The organism is Cetobacterium sp. (genome assembly GCF_977044495.1).
This window is the reverse complement of sequence record NZ_CDRRQU010000012.1, coordinates 44,032-59,972: the sequence shown is the minus strand read 5'-3', so window position 1 is coordinate 59,972 and position 15,941 is coordinate 44,032. Positions and strand designations below refer to the sequence as shown.

The following is a 15,941-nucleotide window of genomic DNA, read 5'->3' as shown; positions in this document are numbered from 1 at the left end:
TTTTTGAATGATCACAGAGAAAAAATATATTTGTACTTTTACTGATAGCTTCACTTTTAACAAGAGCCTCTTCAAAGTCTGGAGTGCTATATCCGTCCAAATTAACAGCATTAACACCAATGAAGGCATATTGAAAATTAAAAGTTTTTAGATATTGTGCTGCTGAAAATCCAACAGTGCAACTGGTTTTGCTCTTAATTTTGCCACCTATTAAAAAACTTTCAATCTCATATTTTTCCAGTTCATCTATTAGATTTAAACCATTTGTCACCACTTTAATATTAAGATTTTTTAAATACTTAATCATACAAAGAGTTGTTGTTCCAGCATCCAAGAAAATGTAGGAATCTCTTTTAATGAAGCTTGTAGCGTATTTAGCAATTTTTTCTTTTTCCACTCTATTTAGATTTCTTCTGTATTGGATGTTAAAATCCTTTATGGTATCCAAAGAGTTATTTAAAATAGCACCACCATGAACTCTTTTGATGAGTTCTTTTTTTTCCAAAGAAGCTAAATCTCTTCTAGCAGTAGCTTCTGAAACATTTAGAAGTTCAACTATTTCTTGAAGTTTTACAACCTCTTTTTGTTTTAAAAGTTCTAAAATAGAATTTTCTCTTTCTATACTCAACATAAAATCACATCCTTTATAGAAAGTATAGTATCATAGTGTAAAATAAAAATCAATCACTTTCTATCAAAAAAATTCAAAAACAATCAGCAAAAAAATGAAGAATTTTTAACAAATAAAGATTATAATAGAGATGAGGAGGAAGTTATGATGAAAATAGATTTTACAGAAAAAATAATCGGAAGAGAAAAATACTTTAGATCAGCTGTAATAGCGTTGGTTGTGGAAAAGAGTGACGAAAAATACTTTTTGTTTGAAAAAAGAGCCAGAGGAGTCAGGCAAGGAGGAGACATATCTTTTCCGGGTGGAAAAATAGAAGAGGGAGAAACTAGTTTAGAAGCGGCACTAAGGGAGTGTAAGGAAGAGATTGGAATAGATAATGTGTGTGTTAAAGGGAAAATAGGGACACTAGTAATACCTTCGGGAATAATGGTTGAAGCTTTTTTGGGAGTTATAGAGGATGAAAAATTAACAGAATTGGAATTGAATAGAGATGAAGTTGAGGAGTGCTTTATGGTACCAGTGGATTTTTTTAAAAAAAATCCACCGAGAATTGAAAAATTAGAGGTAGAAACAAAGCCATATTACTATGAAAATGGTGAAAAATATGTATTTCCAGCTGTGGAATTAAAATTGCCAAAAATGTATCATTCACCTTGGAAAAGTTCACCAAGGGAGGTGTATATATACATATATGAGGATAGAGTAATTTGGGGATTGACTGCAGAGATTATAAAAGAGGCTATAGAATATTTATGATAGTTGATAAAAAAGGAGGCTACTTTTTTAATAGCCTCCTTGGAGCAATTTTAAAAATATGTTTTTATAAAATGTAAAAACATAGTAATAGCAAGGAGGTCTGCCGCACCTCCAGGACTAATTTTCTTTTTTATAAACTCATTTTCAATCTCAGTTAATAGCTTTATATTTACAGAGGTTTTTTCAAATTTTAAGTGTAAATTTTTAGCTTTAAGTTTCACAAAGTTTAAAATTTCAATATCATGCCTATGCAAAATAGTGGTGTCTTCTAAATTGCTCATTAAGAATAGAAGAGTTCTAATCATTGCATGGTTAATATGTTCTCCAGAAATTAAAGAGTTTTCAAAAATTTTAATTGAACCATTGAAAATGATATCTAGACCGTTTTTTACAACTCCTCTGACACCTACTATACCATGTCTGATATATAACTTCTCTCCATGAGTTAGAGAAGTTTTTTTATGAATATTATCAAAGTCTTTCAGAATATCTCGGCACATCTCTTTAATTAGAGAGGGAATCTCATTAAAAGATAAATTTTCAAATTTTGCTTTGGCTGTTAAAGCAGCGGTGATACCCATTAAAAAAATCATCCCTTTATGTGTATTGACATTATTGGTAGCTAAAAACATATCATCCTCAGCAAGTTTTCCCATAAATCTTATTTTCTTAAAAATTAAATCAACTGATAGAGGTGAATAACCAGCACTTATAACTTTTTTTAAATAACTACCTAAAGAAAACCCACTATCAATAAAAGTAAAGAAGTCCATATCTTCGTGAGACCCCTTAGTATGAGGTGAAACTAAGCCAAAAGATGGTGAAGCGGAAACCTCCAAGATAACCGATTTTAAGGCTAAATTTGAGAAAGTATTTACTATCTCAATTTTATTGCGCTCAGAATCAAGGTATTTTTCTAATCTCTTCTCGATAGCTATTTGAATCTCTTTTTGAGTATGTTTTTTAGTTCTAGCACAAACGAATGCCATATCACTACAAAGAAGACAACTTCTTTTTTCTCCGCCAAAATCTTTTCTGGAAAATAGACAACCGTTATTGTCGAAAACATCAATGTCAACACATCTACCTAAGATATGAGACTCTTCAATTTCTATAGCAATTTTTTTTATATTTTTTCCTAAGTCTTTAATTGAATATATATATGTAGGACCTTCAATAGATTCAATTTTTTGTAGATATACAATTTGGGAATTGAAAATCTCTAAAACTTCATTTTTCATAATCTCAACAATATATTTAGCAACAAAACTATTTTTTTCCTCTCCGGGATAGTTAGCTCTTAGGACTAAGATTGGATTTTTAAAATTTTCAATAATTTCATTTTGAATCTCCACTCTTTTTTCTCTCATCAACAAAAATTCTTCTAAGTTAAACATTTACAATTAGTGAACAGAGTTAGAACTTTTAATTCTCTCTGCAATCTCCTTCCCTTTTTCTGAAATTAGGTATTCAAAGGTAGAATATGGGACTAAATTTTTAACTTCATCCAGTTTGTCCTCTTTCAAAAGGGCACGAACTTGCGAAGCACTTATGGCACAGTGTTCCATCTCTTTTCTTGGAATAACACAAACTTTTAAATTAAACTCTTTAAAAGTTTCAATCATTGTTTCATTATATTTTTTAGTCACTTCACAAAATGGTTCTTCACCGACAAATCTAGTGGAAATATTGAGTTTTTTGCAGAAGTGTTCAGCGGTTATTTTTGTATCTAATTTCATAAATTCAATTAAAGAGTCATCCTCTTTTCTCAAAAAATAATTTGGAAAAGTAGCGGAGGATATAATATATTCTGTACTAGGTAGAACAGTTACATTTTTCAAATGTTCAGTTCCTCTTTTCACTAGAGTGATTCTATCTAGAAAAGGGAAAGAGGATTTATCCTCTTCAACAACTAAAACCAAAACGTTATCCATTTTTTTAGCGGCGGTTTCAATTAAAAATTGGTGTCCCAAAGTGAAGGGGTTACAATTCATTATAAGGAGTCCGTTGTCACTTTTTTCCCTCCAGTTCAGTTGCATTTTCATCTTGTTGACAGTTTTGTCGATAGAGTCCATTCCAATTTCAAGAAGAGCTACTTTATCCGTCTTTGAAATCAATTTGAATCCCACGCCCTTGAAGATATCCTCATTTGAAGGTTTTGTAAAAACAAAAGTGTGAAAAATTCCTTGGTCAAAAGATTTATTAAGAAGAGTTGTGACAAGAGTGTTTGTAACTCCTTCACCCTTTAAAGAATCATCTATCGCAAAACACTTTATTATGTTTTTGCTTTTAGAGGCAGTTGCAACAATCTCTTCATTTTTTCTAATAACTAGGGAATAGTCAATACTTTCATCAAAGTTTAACTGAAACTTTTTTAAGAATTCTTTAAGTTCATTTTTTTGATAATTACTGTTTAAATTGAGTGTCTCTATATTCATTGAGCTTGAGTTACCCCCTCTTTAATAAGTTGGAACTTACTTGTTATATCGTCGATATATTGTATAAATATATTTTGAGATTCCGATAAAACTTCATTTTTTGAAATACTATACACTACAAAAACTTTATTATTTTCCAGCCAAGTATCTTTCTCAACAGATTTTTGCACAAGCTGAGTAGCCGCATAGTCCATTAAATCGGATAGAGCAGGAGATAATATTTTTTTTGTATAGGGATCAGCGGGAACTAAAAAAGATTTAAAAACTATCTCTTCTTCCGATAAAATTTTAGATTTTAACTTTTCCTTAGCATCACGAACAGCTTTTCCAGTCGCAACCAGTGTACCGCTATTTCCAATTTTTGACGAACCAATTCCCATTATTTCATTCTCTGAATCGACAGAAGTAATCATTCGATCTGTATTTTCTGTAGTTTCCATGGGATTTGGTATTGAAAGATTATTACATCCACTTAAGAACAGAATGAATGATATAGCTGTAAGTTTTTTTAACATTGTAATCTCCCCCTTTTAAAGTAAATTATATACAAGGTATAGTGCCTAAAATTTTAATATTTAATTTTTCAAAATTTTCTAAGTTTTTAAATAAAATTAAATTTACAAAAAGATTTGGTTTAATTTTTATATATTCCTTAGAAAGAATATCATCATATAGAACATAAGTGATATCATTACTTTCAAAAACAGAGTTATTATAAGAGGAGAACAAATATAAGGTGTCGCTATTCAAATTGATTTTATTGATGAGGTACCAGTTATTCTTCTCAATAAACTCTAGGGTCTCTGTAGAAAAATCAGACAGGATATATTTTACAGATTTTAAATCTAACTCTTCAAATTGATTGATAACAATAGGATTGACATACTCTCCAAAAATTTTTTTAATTCCAATAAAAGATAATGCGTTGGATTTTATTCCCACGTTAAGAGTTCCTTCAAGCTTTCTACAAAAAGAAATAATTTCAGTGTAAAAACTTTGAATTTCAGTAGAAGTAAGACCTGAAAAATCACTTAATTTTTTGTATATAGCAATCTCTCTTTCGGGAACGTATATACGACTGTTATCTTTTGATTTAGTAAGTCCAACTTGGTGAACAATGTCCATTCTATCCAAAATTAACCTTACAATTTTTTTATCAATTATATCTATCTCTTTTCTTAATTTATTAATATCACGTGTAATTTTAATCACCCATTTCATGAACGTTATCAATACATATTCTATAATATAAAGGTGTCAAAATCAAATAAATATTGAAATATAATGAAAAATCTTATAGAATGAGATATTGAAATGTTTAAAAATAAATAGAAGTTTCAGGAGGAAAATATGAAGTTTTTTTCTTTGAATAAAAAAAAGTATGCGACTTTAACTGTTAAAGAAAATAAATCAGAAAATAAAAAAGTTGAGGAAAAAGAGGAAAAAATAATAAAAAAAATAAAAATAACAGGGCTTTGGGAAAAATGTCCAGAATGTCATGAGATTGTCTATAAGAATGACATTGAGCAGAATTTACAAAAATGCCCTCACTGTGATTATTACTTTTCAATGAATGCTAAAGAGAGAATAGCTCTTTTAATAGATGAAAATACTTTTCAAGAGATGGATAAAGATTTAATTTCAGAAAATCCGTTAGATTTTCCGGGATATACAGAAAAATATGAGGTGGCAGTGGAAAAAACTGGAATGTTAGAAGGTGCAGTAGCAGGAATTGGGGATATTTTTGGAATAAAAGTAAGTATAGCAGTTATGGATTTTGACTTCCTAGGTGGAAGTATGGGATCAGTTGTGGGAGAAAAGATAACAAGGGCAATAGAAAGAGGAATAGAGTTTAAAATCCCAGTGGTGGTGGTGTCGTCATCTGGAGGAGCTAGAATGCACGAAGGAATACTTTCACTTATGCAGATGGCAAAAACTTCCGCTGCATTGGAAAGATTGAGAGAAGTTGGGGTTCCGTTTGTATCAATTCCAGTAAATCCCACAACGGGAGGAGTTACAGCGTCTTTTGCAATGTTAGGGGATATAATTATGACAGAGCCAGATGCTTTAATTGGATTTGCAGGTCAAAGAGTAATAGAACAGACAATCAAACAAAAATTACCAAATGGTTTCCAAAGAAGTGAGTTTTTACAAGAGTGTGGAATGGTTGATGTGATAACAAAAAGAGAGGATATGAAGAGAACTCTTCATAAAATTTTAGATAATATAATCTAGAAATAGCTTATATATAGGAGAGTGACATGAAATTTAATAGTGAAATTTTAGATTTAGAAACTAAAATAGTAGAACTTAAAAATTTTTCAAAGGAAAAAGGCATAGATTTAAGTTTAGAAATAGAAAAACTTTCAAAACAAAGAGATGAATATTTAAAGGCTGCTTATGAAAATTTAACAGATTGGGATAGAGTAACCATAGCTCGTCATCCAGAAAGGCCTTATACTTTGGATTATATAGAAAATATGACAACTGATTTTATAGAGCTACATGGAGACAGATTATGTAAAGATGATGCAGCCATAGTCGGAGGACTTTGCAAGATAGATGGGAAAAAAGTTATGATTGTTGGGCACCAAAAAGGAAGGACTATTGATGAAAATATTTTTAGAAATTTTGGAATGGCGAGTCCTGAAGGATATAGAAAAGCTTTAAGATTGTTTAAAATGGCTGAGAGATTTTCTATTCCCATAGTAAATTTAATAGATACGGCAGGGGCATATCCAGGAATAGAAGCTGAAAAACATGGTCAGGGTGAGGCAATAGCTAGAAACTTGTTAGAGATGGCAGGTTTAAAAGTACCAATAATTTCCATAGTAATAGGTGAAGGAGGGTCAGGAGGAGCATTAGCATTAGGTGTAGCAGATAAAGTCTATATGTTAGAAAATTCAGTTTATTCTGTAATATCTCCTGAGGGGTGTGCGGCGATTCTTTATAAAGACTCTTCTAAGGCTTCTGAAGCAGCGAATAATTTGAAAATATCAGGTCACAGTTTACAGAGTTTAGGTATAATTGATGGCATTGTAAAAGAACCATTGGGTGGAGCTCATAGAGATTATAAGTGTGTAGCAAATGATCTAAAAAATGTTATTTTATCATCACTTTTAGAGTTATCCAAATTAGATGTAGATACTTTACTAGAAAATAGATATAATAAATTTAGAAAAATGGGAAGTTTTACAGAGAAAACAATCTAGATTTTAATAGAAAGTGTCGGAGGTGTTAAGCTTATATGAAAAAAATAGCTGTTTTAACAAGTGGAGGAGACGCTCCTGGAATGAACGCTGCTATAAGAGCAGTTGCTAAAGTGGCATTAGCGAAGGGAATGGAAGTATATGGAGTAAGAAGAGGATATCTAGGAATGGTACATGATGAAATATTCCAAATGAATGGTAGTCACGTATCTGGAATTATTGATAGAGGTGGAACAGTTCTTTTAACAGCTAGATGTTTAGAGTTTAAAGATCCAAAATTTAGAGCGATAGCTGCTGAAAATTTGAAAAAGAGAGGGATTGAAGGCATTGTAGTTATAGGTGGAGATGGTTCTTACAGAGGTGCCGATTTACTATCTAAAGAGCACGGGTTTAAAGTTGTAGGACTACCCGGAACAATTGACAATGATATAATAGGAACAGACTACACAATAGGTTTTGATACGTGTTTAAATACAATATTGGATGCTATGTCAAAATTGAGGGATACAGCAACTTCACACGAAAGAACAATATTGATGGAAGTAATGGGAAGACATGCTGGAGATTTAGCACTTCATGCCACATTGGCAGGTGGAGGGGACGGAGTTCTAATTCCAGAAATAGAGGAACCAATCGAGATGTTAGCTTATCAAATTAAAGAGAGAAGAAGACAAGGAAAGTTACATGATATAGTTTTGGTAGCTGAGGGTGTTGGAAGTGTTTTTGAAATAGAAAAACAATTGAAAGAAAAGGTGACAACAGAGGTAAGAAGTGTAGTTTTAGCTCATGTCCAAAGAGGTGGAACACCATCTGGATTTGATAGAGTACTAGCAACTAAAATGGGAGCAAAAGCAGTGGAGCTTCTTGAGACGGGCATAGGTGGAGTTATGGTAGGAATTGAGAGCAATGAATTAGTAACTCATCCGATATCGTTTGCTTGGGAAGGAAAAAGAAAATATGATATTAGAAAAGATTATGAATTAGCATTGATACTTTGTAAATAGGAGCTGATGAAATTATGATTACAGTTTTAGATGTTGTTAGAAAAGAAAGAAGAAAAAACAAGATAAAAAGAGAGATTGAAGATAATGATAGAAAAATAAGAGACAACAGAAAAAGAGTTGATCTTTTAACAAATTTAAAGGAGTATTTAAAGCCTGGAATGACTTACGCTGAGATTATTGATATAATCGAAAATATGAAGGGTGATTATGAGGATAGAGTTGACGATTATATAATTAAAAATGCTGAACTAGGAAAAGAGAGAAGAGAGATTTCTAAGAGCATAAAAGAGATTACGAGAACACTAGCTCAAAAAGCTCCAGTAGAAAAAAAATAATAAGGAGTTTAAATGGCAACTAGGTCATTAGAGATATTGATAGATGAATTTAATAGGTTACCCGGAATTGGAAGAAAAAGTGCAGTGAGATTAGCATTCCATGTTTTAGAGATGTCTGAGCAAGAGGTTGAAAGATTTTCAAAAGCTTTAAAAGATGTGAAGGAGACTGTAAAAAAATGTTCAATCTGTGGTAATTTTAGTGAAAATGATACGTGTGATATATGCAGAGATGAGTTTAGAGATAAGGATATTATCTGTGTTGTAGAGGATAGTCGAGATATAATTCCTCTGGAAAAAACAAAGAGATATAAAGGAAGTTATCACGTTCTAAATGGTAAGATAGATCCGTTAAATGGAATGACTCCAGATAAATTAAATTTAAAATCATTGTTAGAAAGAGTGGCGAAAGAGGATATAAAAGAGGTTATTCTCGCTTTAAATCCAGACTTGGAGGGAGAGACAACAGCGTTGTATTTAACAAAGATTTTAAAGACATTTGATGTAAAAGTAACAAAAATAGCCAGCGGAATTCCAATGGGTGGAAATATAGAGTTTGCGGATGTAGCAACTATATCAAGAGCATTGGAAGGGAGGCAAGAGATATAAAAAAGTCGGATCGATCCGACTTTTTTACATTACTTTAAATCTATAATAGCTTTTTCTAAGCAATCAAGAGTGAATCTAACTCTATCTTCACGTGCATTTTCTCCCATATGTCCAATTCTGATAATTTTATCAGCTAAAGGACCATAAGAACCAGAAAGTAAAATATCGTATTTAGTTTTTAAGTGAGTTAACAAATCTTCCGCTCTTATACCTTCAGGAGGGTAAAAGGCCGTAACAGTTGGTGAAAAATCAGACTCTAGATACAGTGAGCATCCTAACTCTTGAAGTCTTTCGATACAAAGATTTCTCATCTCTTCATGTCTATCAAAAACTCTAAATAGGGTTTCAGATAATAGGTTATCAATGGCAGTTCCTAAACTGATGATATCACTGGCAGGCATAGTATAGGGAAAAGATTTTTTCTCCTCTATATCTTTCCAATGTAGTAAATTACAGTAAAATGATGGGATAGGAGTTGTTCTATTTTCCATAGCATACCAAGCAGCATCACTGACAGCCATGATAGTGAGACCGGGAGCAGCTGAAAAAGCCTTTTGAGATGCAGAGAGTACAATATCGACATTCCATTCATCCATTTTAAAATCTACTCCTCCAAGAGCCGCAACAGTATCAACAACAGTTAAAATACCTTTAGATTTTAAAAGTTGGCATACAGGACCTATATCATTGAGAATACCACTTGGAGTATCACAATGTACTACTGTAGCGTATTTAAAGTTTGAATCTTTCTGCAGAAATTTTTTAAGACTTTCTAAGTCTATTGATTTTTTCCAACTTGACTCAAAGACAGTAACTTCACCTCCATAGGGTTCAATAAGTCCTTTGAATCCCTCTCCAAAAAAACCATTGGAGATAACAAGAACTCTATCTCCTTTTTCAGTTAGAGAAGCACAAGCAGCATCTAATCCAAGCATTCCCTCCCCACTCATTATAAAAATTTTAGAATGATCTGATCCAATAAAATTTCTAAGTCTATGACAAACAAATTTATAATAACTTAGAAAATCAGAATCGAGATCGGGATTTCCAAACACTTTACTTCTCGCATGTAAAGTGTTGCCAGAAACAGTGGTAGGTCCGGCGGTCATCATTAAATAATTAGGTCTGTAAAATAACATTTTTAAGCCTCCTTAATTTTAATTTTTACAAGAAAAATAACTTACCTTATATGTCAATGTTGTAGATTTAAAACTTTTTGTTAGAGAGTAGTTAGAAGTTGAAAAACCGGTAACTCCAGTTTTTTTTAAATGTTTTAAAGCCTTTAGAGGACTAGAAAATTCTAAAATAAATTTTTCCTCTTGGAATTCAACAAAAGTATAGTATTTTTTCAAAATTTGATAAATCTCTTCAGTACTTTTATAGTCTAAAGATATCCCAAAATGTTCAAAAATTTCAATTAAATTTCCTTCTGAATAGATGGAGAAGACCAATTGTGAAGTATTTTTGGAGATTTTATAGATAAGATTTTCCAAGTTTTCAACCCATTGAAAAGCAGAGCTAGAAATAATTAAAGAATAGTTTTTTAGTTTCAGCGTTTCCATATTTTCAACAAAAAAATCTCTATATGATATATTTGAAAAAAAATCCTGGGTGTTAAAAATATCATTTAAGTCTAAATAATTGAAACACACTGATTCAAAAAGTGCTTTAGTAAGCATTCCAGTACCGCACCCTAACTCTAAAATAGTATCATATTTTTTAGATTTATCAATAAAAGTCAGAAGTTTTTTAGCTACTTTCTTTTGAGTAATAGCATTGCAATCATAATTTTTAAATTGTTTATTAAAATTCATTTTCTTGATCAATGATATCCCTCCAGTTTTCTATAATTTCAAAAGGGTAGTGGCCACATTGAAGAATAGTAATAGCAGTACTTTCTTTTTCATAAAATTTTAATTGTTTTGAATAGGGAATAATTCGATCATATTTTCCAAGAAAAACTTTATCAAAAGTATGATGAGTATTTGGAAAATCAAAAAGAATATCTTCTAATTCAATTTTTAATCTATCTAAATCTGGAGTTTCATGGAAATATTCTAGAGGTAGCCCCATATTCTCATAGAATTTTTTTAAATTATCTTTAGAAAGTGTTTCCAAGGTAAGCTTAAACATCTTTGGCGATATTCCATATTTACCAATTATATACGGGACACCATTTATAGCAATAGATAAACAGTTTAACTCTCTATTTTTTAGTAAAAAGTTAGAGGCATAGTGTACACCAAAAGACCAACCGATAACATAGATTTTTTCATATTTAGAAAAATCTATATGATCAGTGAGATATGGATAGTCAATACAATAGACTTTATAACAATCATCACAAATAAGTTTATCTATAATGTGGTGATTCATTCCCCATCCATTAAAAAAAAGTATTAAGTGCATAGTTAAGCTCCTGAAAAAAATTAATAATATTATCTTTAGATAAAGTTGGAGATAGACCAATTCTAATTCTAGATGTACCTCTAGGGACAGTTGGTTCTTTCACTCCATAAACAAAGTATTTTTTCTCATTTAAGTAATTGATAATCTTATCTAACCTTTCATTGTCCCCGACAATTATAGATATAATATGAGTTGTTGATAAAGTTTTCATATCATACTTTTTAATTAGAGAGTGGGCTAACTTTTGTAGTTCAAAGAGATATAAGCGTTTTTCTTTGAATAGGTCCATTTTTTCTAAAATAAATAGATTCCAAGCGATATTAATGGGAGGAAGAGCTGTGGTATAAATAAATTTTCTTCCTTTATTAATAATATACTCTTTGTATATTTGATCACAGATTAGATATGAACCGGTAGAACCCCCACCTTTACCGAGTGGAATTGTGAGAAAATCGACATCTTTAATCAAATTTTCACTGTGCACCATTCCATAAGAGTAGACACCAAAAGAATGAGCTTCATCAATAATTAAATAAAAATCAAACTCCTTTTTTAATTTAATAAGTTCTTTAAGATGGACGCAATCACCATCCATACTATATATAGTTTCTGAAATAACAAAAATATTTTCAAATTTATCTCGATTTTTTTCTAAAAGTTTTTTTAAATGTTCGAGATCAAGGTGCTTATATCTTAGCAAAGTTGCTTTACTATGTAAAATACCGTCATGAATACTCGCGTGATTTAATCTATCACTGATGACTAAGGTACTTTCATCACAAAATGTTTCCAGTATACAGCAGTTACAATCAAAACCACTATTAAAAAATAAAACAGGTTTTTTATATATACCTTCAGCCATTTTTTCTAATTCCATAATTAAAGGATACGATCCACTAATCAATCTAGAGGAACTAGAGGAGAGTTTTAAATTTGAATATTTTTTATAAAATTCTTCAATTAAAATTGGGTTACAAGCAAAACCCATATAATCATTGGATGAAAGATTTAAAAGATTATGGTTCAATGTAATTAATTTTCTAAAACGATTGTCACGCTTAAAATTTTTCAATTCTTTTTTTATTTTTTCTTTTAACATAGTTAATCACCAAAAATATTATACCTAAAAAGATAAAAAAAAGCCACTAGTAAAGAAGAGATAAATATTATATGTAAATATATACTTCAAAAATAAAATGTACACTTTTTAATAAGTATTGCAATTTATATGTATAGATGTTAATATTAATTTAATAAAAACAAAATAAAATTCCATAAAAAGTGCACACTTAACGAAAGGAGTTAATATGCAGTTAACAGAGAGACAAAAAGAGATTGTAGAAATTATTAAGAAAAATGGACCTATAACTGGGGACGAAATAGCTAAGATGATATACATTACTAGATCAGCTCTTAGAACAGACTTCTCAATACTAAAAAAAATGTCAATAATAAAATCAAAGCAAAAAGTAGGATATACTTATAATGAAGCTTTTGTGAAATCAAATAATAAAACACTGGTGAAACATATAATGGGAACACCAGTAACTATAGACGAAAGCTATTCAGTTTACAAAACAGTACTTCTTATGTTTGAAAAAGATATAGGAACAATATTTATAACAAAGGATGGGAACCTTTCAGGTATTGTTTCAAGAAAGGATTTACTAAGAATTGCTATTGGTAAAAGAGATATTGAGCAAATACCAATAAATCTTATAATGACAAGAATGCCAAATATAATATTCTCTATGGAAAATGAGACAATAGAGGAGTGTGTAAAAAAAATAATAGAGCATCAAATAGATTCAGTACCCGTTATTAGGATAGCGGAGAAAAATGGTAAGGAGATATATAAGGTAGTTGGGAGATTTACTAAAACAAATGTGAGTAGATTACTACTTGATATATTGGAGAATAAGAACAAGGAAAGAGGAGAATAGTTTTATTAAAATAAATTAAAAAGTTCAGGAGAGAGAAGATGAAAAATGTGTATTTGTTTAATGAAGGATATGGTTTAGAGAAAATGATATTAGGTGGTAAGGGAGCCAATCTAGTAGAGATGAAAAAGATAGGACTACCTATTCCAAATGGACTAATTGCAACAACAGTAGCTTGTAAAAATTATTTTAAGGATGGAAATTATTTATCGGAAAATATGATAAATGATATAAAAGAGGGGATAAAAAAATTAGAAGTAGAAACTGGGAAAGAGTTTGATGGAGAAAATCCTTTATTGGTCTCAGTTAGATCAGGTGCACCGGTATCCATGCCGGGAATGATGGACACTATTCTCAATTTAGGACTGAATGATAACACAGTTCAGAAATTAATCGAGAAAACAAAAAATGAAAAATTTGTATATGAAATCTATTTAAGATTTATAGAGATGTTCGCGGAGATTGTAAAAGGAGTCTCAAGGGAGAAGTTTATAAAGATTAAAGAGTATTCAAGAGAGAAAAAATACAAGGAGATAGTAGAATCTTTTAAAGGATTATATTGGATTGAAACTGGTGAATTTTTTCCAGAAAATCCTGAGGATCAAATTCTAATGGCAGTAGAATCTATTTTTAAATCATGGAACAATGAAAGAGCAAAAATATATAGGCAACTAAACAATATAGACGAGAGTATGGGAACGGCCGTTGTAATTCAAGAGATGGTATTTGGTAATTTCAACGAGTTATCGGGAACAGGTGTAGCATTTACAAGAAATCCATCAACGGGTGAAAATAAATTGTTTGGAGAATATCTGTTAGAAGCTCAAGGAGAAGATATTGTAGCAGGGATAAGAACACCACACTCCATTGAAACAATGAAAAATCAACTTCCAAATATTTATGATGAATTTTTAAATATTGCAAAATCATTGGAGAGACACTATGGAGATATGCAGGATATTGAGTTTACTATAGAGGATGGAAAACTGTTTATACTTCAAACAAGAAATGGAAAAAGAAGTCCAAATGCTTCCATTAAAATAGCTGTAGATATGGTAAATGAAAATATTATAACTAAAGAAAAAGCTATATTGATGGTAGATACAGAGCTATTGCCTCAAGTTTTCAATGGAACGTTTGAGGAGGCTGATATAGTTGGAAAAAAGTTTCTGGGGAGAGGATTGCCAGGTTCAGCAGGCGTAGCTGTGGGAAAAGTAGTTCTTTCCACAGACAAAATAAAAGAAGGAGAATCTGTAATTTTAGTGAGGGTGGAAACTTCTCCCGAAGATATCAAAGGCATGAGTTTAGCCAAAGGAATTGTAACTGTTAAAGGAGGAGCAACGTCTCATGGAGCCGTAGTGGCAAGAGGGATGGGAAAGTGCTGTGTAACAGGGTGTGAAGAGATAAAAATAGATTCTAGTGAAGAGTTTTTTACCATAAATGGAGAGAGAGTTCAAGAGGGAGAAGTTATCTCTATAAATGGATATAATGGGGATATCTATAAAGGGGCCATAAAACTAAAAATGGGAGAACTCAGTGAAGAGTTAAAAGAGTTTTTAGAATGGTGTAAGGAGATTAAAACTTTAGAAATTAGAATGAATGCAGATACTCCGACGGATGTAATAGTTGGAAAAAGTTTTGGGGCTGAGGGAATAGGACTTTGTAGAACAGAGCATATGTTTTTTGAAGATGAAAAAATATGGAGTGTTAGGGAGATGATAATTGCTAATACAAAGGAAGAGAGAGAGAAAGCTTTGAAAAAGCTATTAGAACTTCAAAAAATAGATTTTAAAAAAATGTTACATAAATTAGGTGGATTACCTATGAATATAAGGCTTTTAGATCCTCCATTCCATGAATTTTTACCAAAAACAGAAAAAGATATACAAAAGTTAGCACTGTTGTTAGAAAAATGTCCGAAAGAGATTGAGAGTAGAATAAAAGAGTTGAAAGAGGAAAATCCTATGCTGGGGCACAGAGGGTGTAGACTGGCAATCACTTTCCCAGAAATTTATGAGATGCAAGCAAGAGCTATAATAGAATCAGCTATCGAATGTAAAGGAGAGGGTGGAAGTTGTGAAATAGAGATAATGATACCTTTTATTGGAGGAATCAGTGAGTTTAAATATATAAAAGAGGGAATTTTAAAAGAGATTGAAAAAGTTTTTGAAGAAAAAAATGAGAAGATAGATTATAAATTAGGTACTATGATGGAACTACCAAGAGCTTGTCTAATAGCTAATGAAATTGCTGAAGAAAGTGCGTTTTTCTCATTTGGAACTAATGATTTAACTCAAACAACCTATGGAATCTCAAGAGATGACTCTATAAAATTTATAGATCATTATAAAGCTAAAAATATAATGAAAAGAGATCCGTTTCAATCGATAGATACACGTGGAGTCGGGAAATTAATAGTTTTAGCTAAAGAGCTAGGTCAAAGTGTAAAACCAAATATAAAAATAGGGGTTTGTGGAGAGCATGGTGGTGATCCTAAGAGTATAGAATATTTTGACGAATTGGGATTTAATTACGTTAGTTGTTCACCATTTAGGGTTCCAATTGCAATAGTTGCATCAGCACAAAGTGCCGTACTAAAAAGGATGAGTTGAT

General features: G+C 31.1%; 17 protein-coding genes. 8 read left to right on the top strand and 9 right to left on the bottom strand.

Annotated features, from left to right (window positions below; genetic code table 11):
• Positions 1-631: DeoR/GlpR family DNA-binding transcription regulator (locus ACWI69_RS04590; RefSeq protein WP_448820675.1), on the bottom strand; the 631-nt coding region annotated here is incomplete at its 3' end.
• Positions 632-775: 144 nt separating this feature from the next.
• Between ACWI69_RS04590 and ACWI69_RS04585 the strand changes: the two genes are divergently transcribed.
• Positions 776-1,387, top strand: a complete 612-nt coding sequence (locus ACWI69_RS04585; protein ID WP_448820674.1) for an NUDIX hydrolase — start codon at positions 776-778, stop codon at positions 1,385-1,387.
• 50 nt (positions 1,388-1,437) lie between these two features.
• Here ACWI69_RS04585 and citX read toward each other — a convergent pair whose 3' ends face one another.
• Genes citX through ACWI69_RS04565 form a run of 4 tightly spaced genes read right to left on the bottom strand, consistent with a single transcriptional unit; the run spans position 1,438 to position 5,037 of the window.
• A complete protein-coding gene (citX, locus tag ACWI69_RS04580) occupies positions 1,438-2,784 on the bottom strand; it encodes a citrate lyase holo-[acyl-carrier protein] synthase (RefSeq protein ID WP_448820673.1) in 1,347 nt (448 codons plus the stop codon).
• A gap of 6 nt (positions 2,785-2,790) precedes the next feature.
• Complete coding sequence (gene citC, locus ACWI69_RS04575) at positions 2,791-3,825, bottom strand: [citrate (pro-3S)-lyase] ligase (RefSeq protein WP_448820672.1); 1,035 nt, start codon at positions 3,823-3,825, stop codon at positions 2,791-2,793.
• A complete protein-coding gene (locus ACWI69_RS04570; protein ID WP_448820671.1) occupies positions 3,822-4,340 on the bottom strand; it encodes a hypothetical protein in 519 nt (172 codons plus the stop codon). Before ACWI69_RS04570 ends, citC begins: the two co-directional genes overlap by 4 nt.
• Positions 4,341-4,365: 25 nt before the next feature.
• Positions 4,366-5,037: a chorismate mutase gene (locus ACWI69_RS04565; RefSeq protein ID WP_448820670.1), complete on the bottom strand. Its 672-nt coding sequence runs from the start codon at positions 5,035-5,037 to the stop codon at positions 4,366-4,368.
• Between the two features lie 138 nt (positions 5,038-5,175).
• On the opposite strand from ACWI69_RS04565, the gene accD reads away from it, so the two are divergent.
• Genes accD through recR form a run of 5 tightly spaced genes read left to right on the top strand, consistent with a single transcriptional unit; the run spans position 5,176 to position 8,979 of the window.
• Complete coding sequence (accD, locus tag ACWI69_RS04560; RefSeq protein ID WP_448820669.1) at positions 5,176-6,060, top strand: acetyl-CoA carboxylase, carboxyltransferase subunit beta; 885 nt, start codon at positions 5,176-5,178, stop codon at positions 6,058-6,060.
• 26 nt (positions 6,061-6,086) lie between these two features.
• Positions 6,087-7,037 (top strand): acetyl-CoA carboxylase carboxyltransferase subunit alpha, encoded by a 951-nt coding sequence (locus tag ACWI69_RS04555; RefSeq protein ID WP_448820668.1) that lies wholly within the window; start codon positions 6,087-6,089, stop codon positions 7,035-7,037.
• Positions 7,038-7,072: 35 nt separating this feature from the next.
• Complete coding sequence (gene pfkA / locus ACWI69_RS04550) at positions 7,073-8,038, top strand: 6-phosphofructokinase (protein WP_448820667.1); 966 nt, start codon at positions 7,073-7,075, stop codon at positions 8,036-8,038.
• Positions 8,039-8,052: 14 nt separating this feature from the next.
• Positions 8,053-8,373 carry a DUF496 family protein gene (locus tag ACWI69_RS04545; RefSeq protein ID WP_023051011.1) on the top strand — a complete coding sequence of 107 codons (321 nt, stop codon included), beginning with the start codon at positions 8,053-8,055 and terminating at the stop codon, positions 8,371-8,373.
• Positions 8,374-8,385: 12 nt separating this feature from the next.
• The gene (gene recR, locus ACWI69_RS04540) at positions 8,386-8,979 is read left to right on the top strand and encodes a recombination mediator RecR (RefSeq protein WP_448820666.1); all 594 of its coding nucleotides are present in this window, start codon (positions 8,386-8,388) and stop codon (positions 8,977-8,979) included.
• Positions 8,980-9,008: 29 nt separating this feature from the next.
• On the opposite strand, the gene ACWI69_RS04535 is transcribed toward recR, so the two are convergent.
• Genes ACWI69_RS04535 through ACWI69_RS04520 form a run of 4 tightly spaced genes read right to left on the bottom strand, consistent with a single transcriptional unit; the run spans position 9,009 to position 12,487 of the window.
• Positions 9,009-10,118, bottom strand: a complete 1,110-nt coding sequence (locus ACWI69_RS04535) for a pyridoxal-phosphate-dependent aminotransferase family protein (RefSeq protein WP_448820665.1) — start codon at positions 10,116-10,118, stop codon at positions 9,009-9,011.
• Between the two features lie 18 nt (positions 10,119-10,136).
• Positions 10,137-10,805 carry a malonyl-[acyl-carrier protein] O-methyltransferase BioC gene (locus ACWI69_RS04530; protein WP_448820664.1) on the bottom strand — a complete coding sequence of 223 codons (669 nt, stop codon included), beginning with the start codon at positions 10,803-10,805 and terminating at the stop codon, positions 10,137-10,139.
• On the bottom strand, positions 10,783-11,388 hold the full coding sequence (locus tag ACWI69_RS04525; RefSeq protein ID WP_448820663.1) for a pimeloyl-ACP methyl esterase BioG family protein: 606 nt from the start codon (positions 11,386-11,388) through the stop codon (positions 10,783-10,785). Before ACWI69_RS04525 ends, ACWI69_RS04530 begins: the two co-directional genes overlap by 23 nt.
• Positions 11,366-12,487 carry an aminotransferase class I/II-fold pyridoxal phosphate-dependent enzyme gene (locus ACWI69_RS04520; RefSeq protein ID WP_448820662.1) on the bottom strand — a complete coding sequence of 374 codons (1,122 nt, stop codon included), beginning with the start codon at positions 12,485-12,487 and terminating at the stop codon, positions 11,366-11,368. The genes ACWI69_RS04525 and ACWI69_RS04520 overlap by 23 nt, the downstream gene beginning before the upstream one ends.
• Positions 12,488-12,695: 208 nt before the next feature.
• Between ACWI69_RS04520 and ACWI69_RS04515 the strand changes: the two genes are divergently transcribed.
• Entirely contained in the window at positions 12,696-13,331 is a 636-nt protein-coding gene (locus ACWI69_RS04515) for a helix-turn-helix transcriptional regulator (protein WP_448820661.1), read from the top strand.
• A gap of 38 nt (positions 13,332-13,369) precedes the next feature.
• Positions 13,370-15,940, top strand: coding sequence for a pyruvate, phosphate dikinase (gene ppdK / locus ACWI69_RS04510; RefSeq protein WP_448820660.1), 2,571 nt, complete (start codon positions 13,370-13,372; stop codon positions 15,938-15,940).
• The last annotated feature ends 1 nt before the right edge of the window (position 15,941 follow it).

Excerpts from the sequence above, each read along its gene's own strand:
- pfkA (WP_448820667.1), top strand. The coding sequence starts at position 7,073 with ATGAAAAAAATAGCTGTTTTAACAAGTGGAGGAGACGCTCCTGGAATG.
- ppdK (WP_448820660.1), top strand. The coding sequence starts at position 13,370 with ATGAAAAATGTGTATTTGTTTAATGAAGGATATGGTTTAGAGAAAATG.
- ACWI69_RS04520 (WP_448820662.1), bottom strand. The coding sequence starts at position 12,487 with ATGTTAAAAGAAAAAATAAAAAAAGAATTGAAAAATTTTAAGCGTGAC.
- ACWI69_RS04555 (WP_448820668.1), top strand. The coding sequence starts at position 6,087 with ATGAAATTTAATAGTGAAATTTTAGATTTAGAAACTAAAATAGTAGAA.
- ACWI69_RS04570 (WP_448820671.1), bottom strand. The coding sequence starts at position 4,340 with ATGTTAAAAAAACTTACAGCTATATCATTCATTCTGTTCTTAAGTGGA.
- citC (WP_448820672.1), bottom strand. The coding sequence starts at position 3,825 with ATGAATATAGAGACACTCAATTTAAACAGTAATTATCAAAAAAATGAA.
- citX (WP_448820673.1), bottom strand. The coding sequence starts at position 2,784 with ATGTTTAACTTAGAAGAATTTTTGTTGATGAGAGAAAAAAGAGTGGAG.
- ACWI69_RS04535 (WP_448820665.1), bottom strand. The coding sequence starts at position 10,118 with ATGTTATTTTACAGACCTAATTATTTAATGATGACCGCCGGACCTACC.
- ACWI69_RS04585 (WP_448820674.1), top strand. The coding sequence starts at position 776 with ATGATGAAAATAGATTTTACAGAAAAAATAATCGGAAGAGAAAAATAC.
- recR (WP_448820666.1), top strand. The coding sequence starts at position 8,386 with ATGGCAACTAGGTCATTAGAGATATTGATAGATGAATTTAATAGGTTA.
- ACWI69_RS04525 (WP_448820663.1), bottom strand. The coding sequence starts at position 11,388 with ATGCACTTAATACTTTTTTTTAATGGATGGGGAATGAATCACCACATT.
- accD (WP_448820669.1), top strand. The coding sequence starts at position 5,176 with ATGAAGTTTTTTTCTTTGAATAAAAAAAAGTATGCGACTTTAACTGTT.
- ACWI69_RS04545 (WP_023051011.1), top strand. The coding sequence starts at position 8,053 with ATGATTACAGTTTTAGATGTTGTTAGAAAAGAAAGAAGAAAAAACAAG.
- ACWI69_RS04515 (WP_448820661.1), top strand. The coding sequence starts at position 12,696 with ATGCAGTTAACAGAGAGACAAAAAGAGATTGTAGAAATTATTAAGAAA.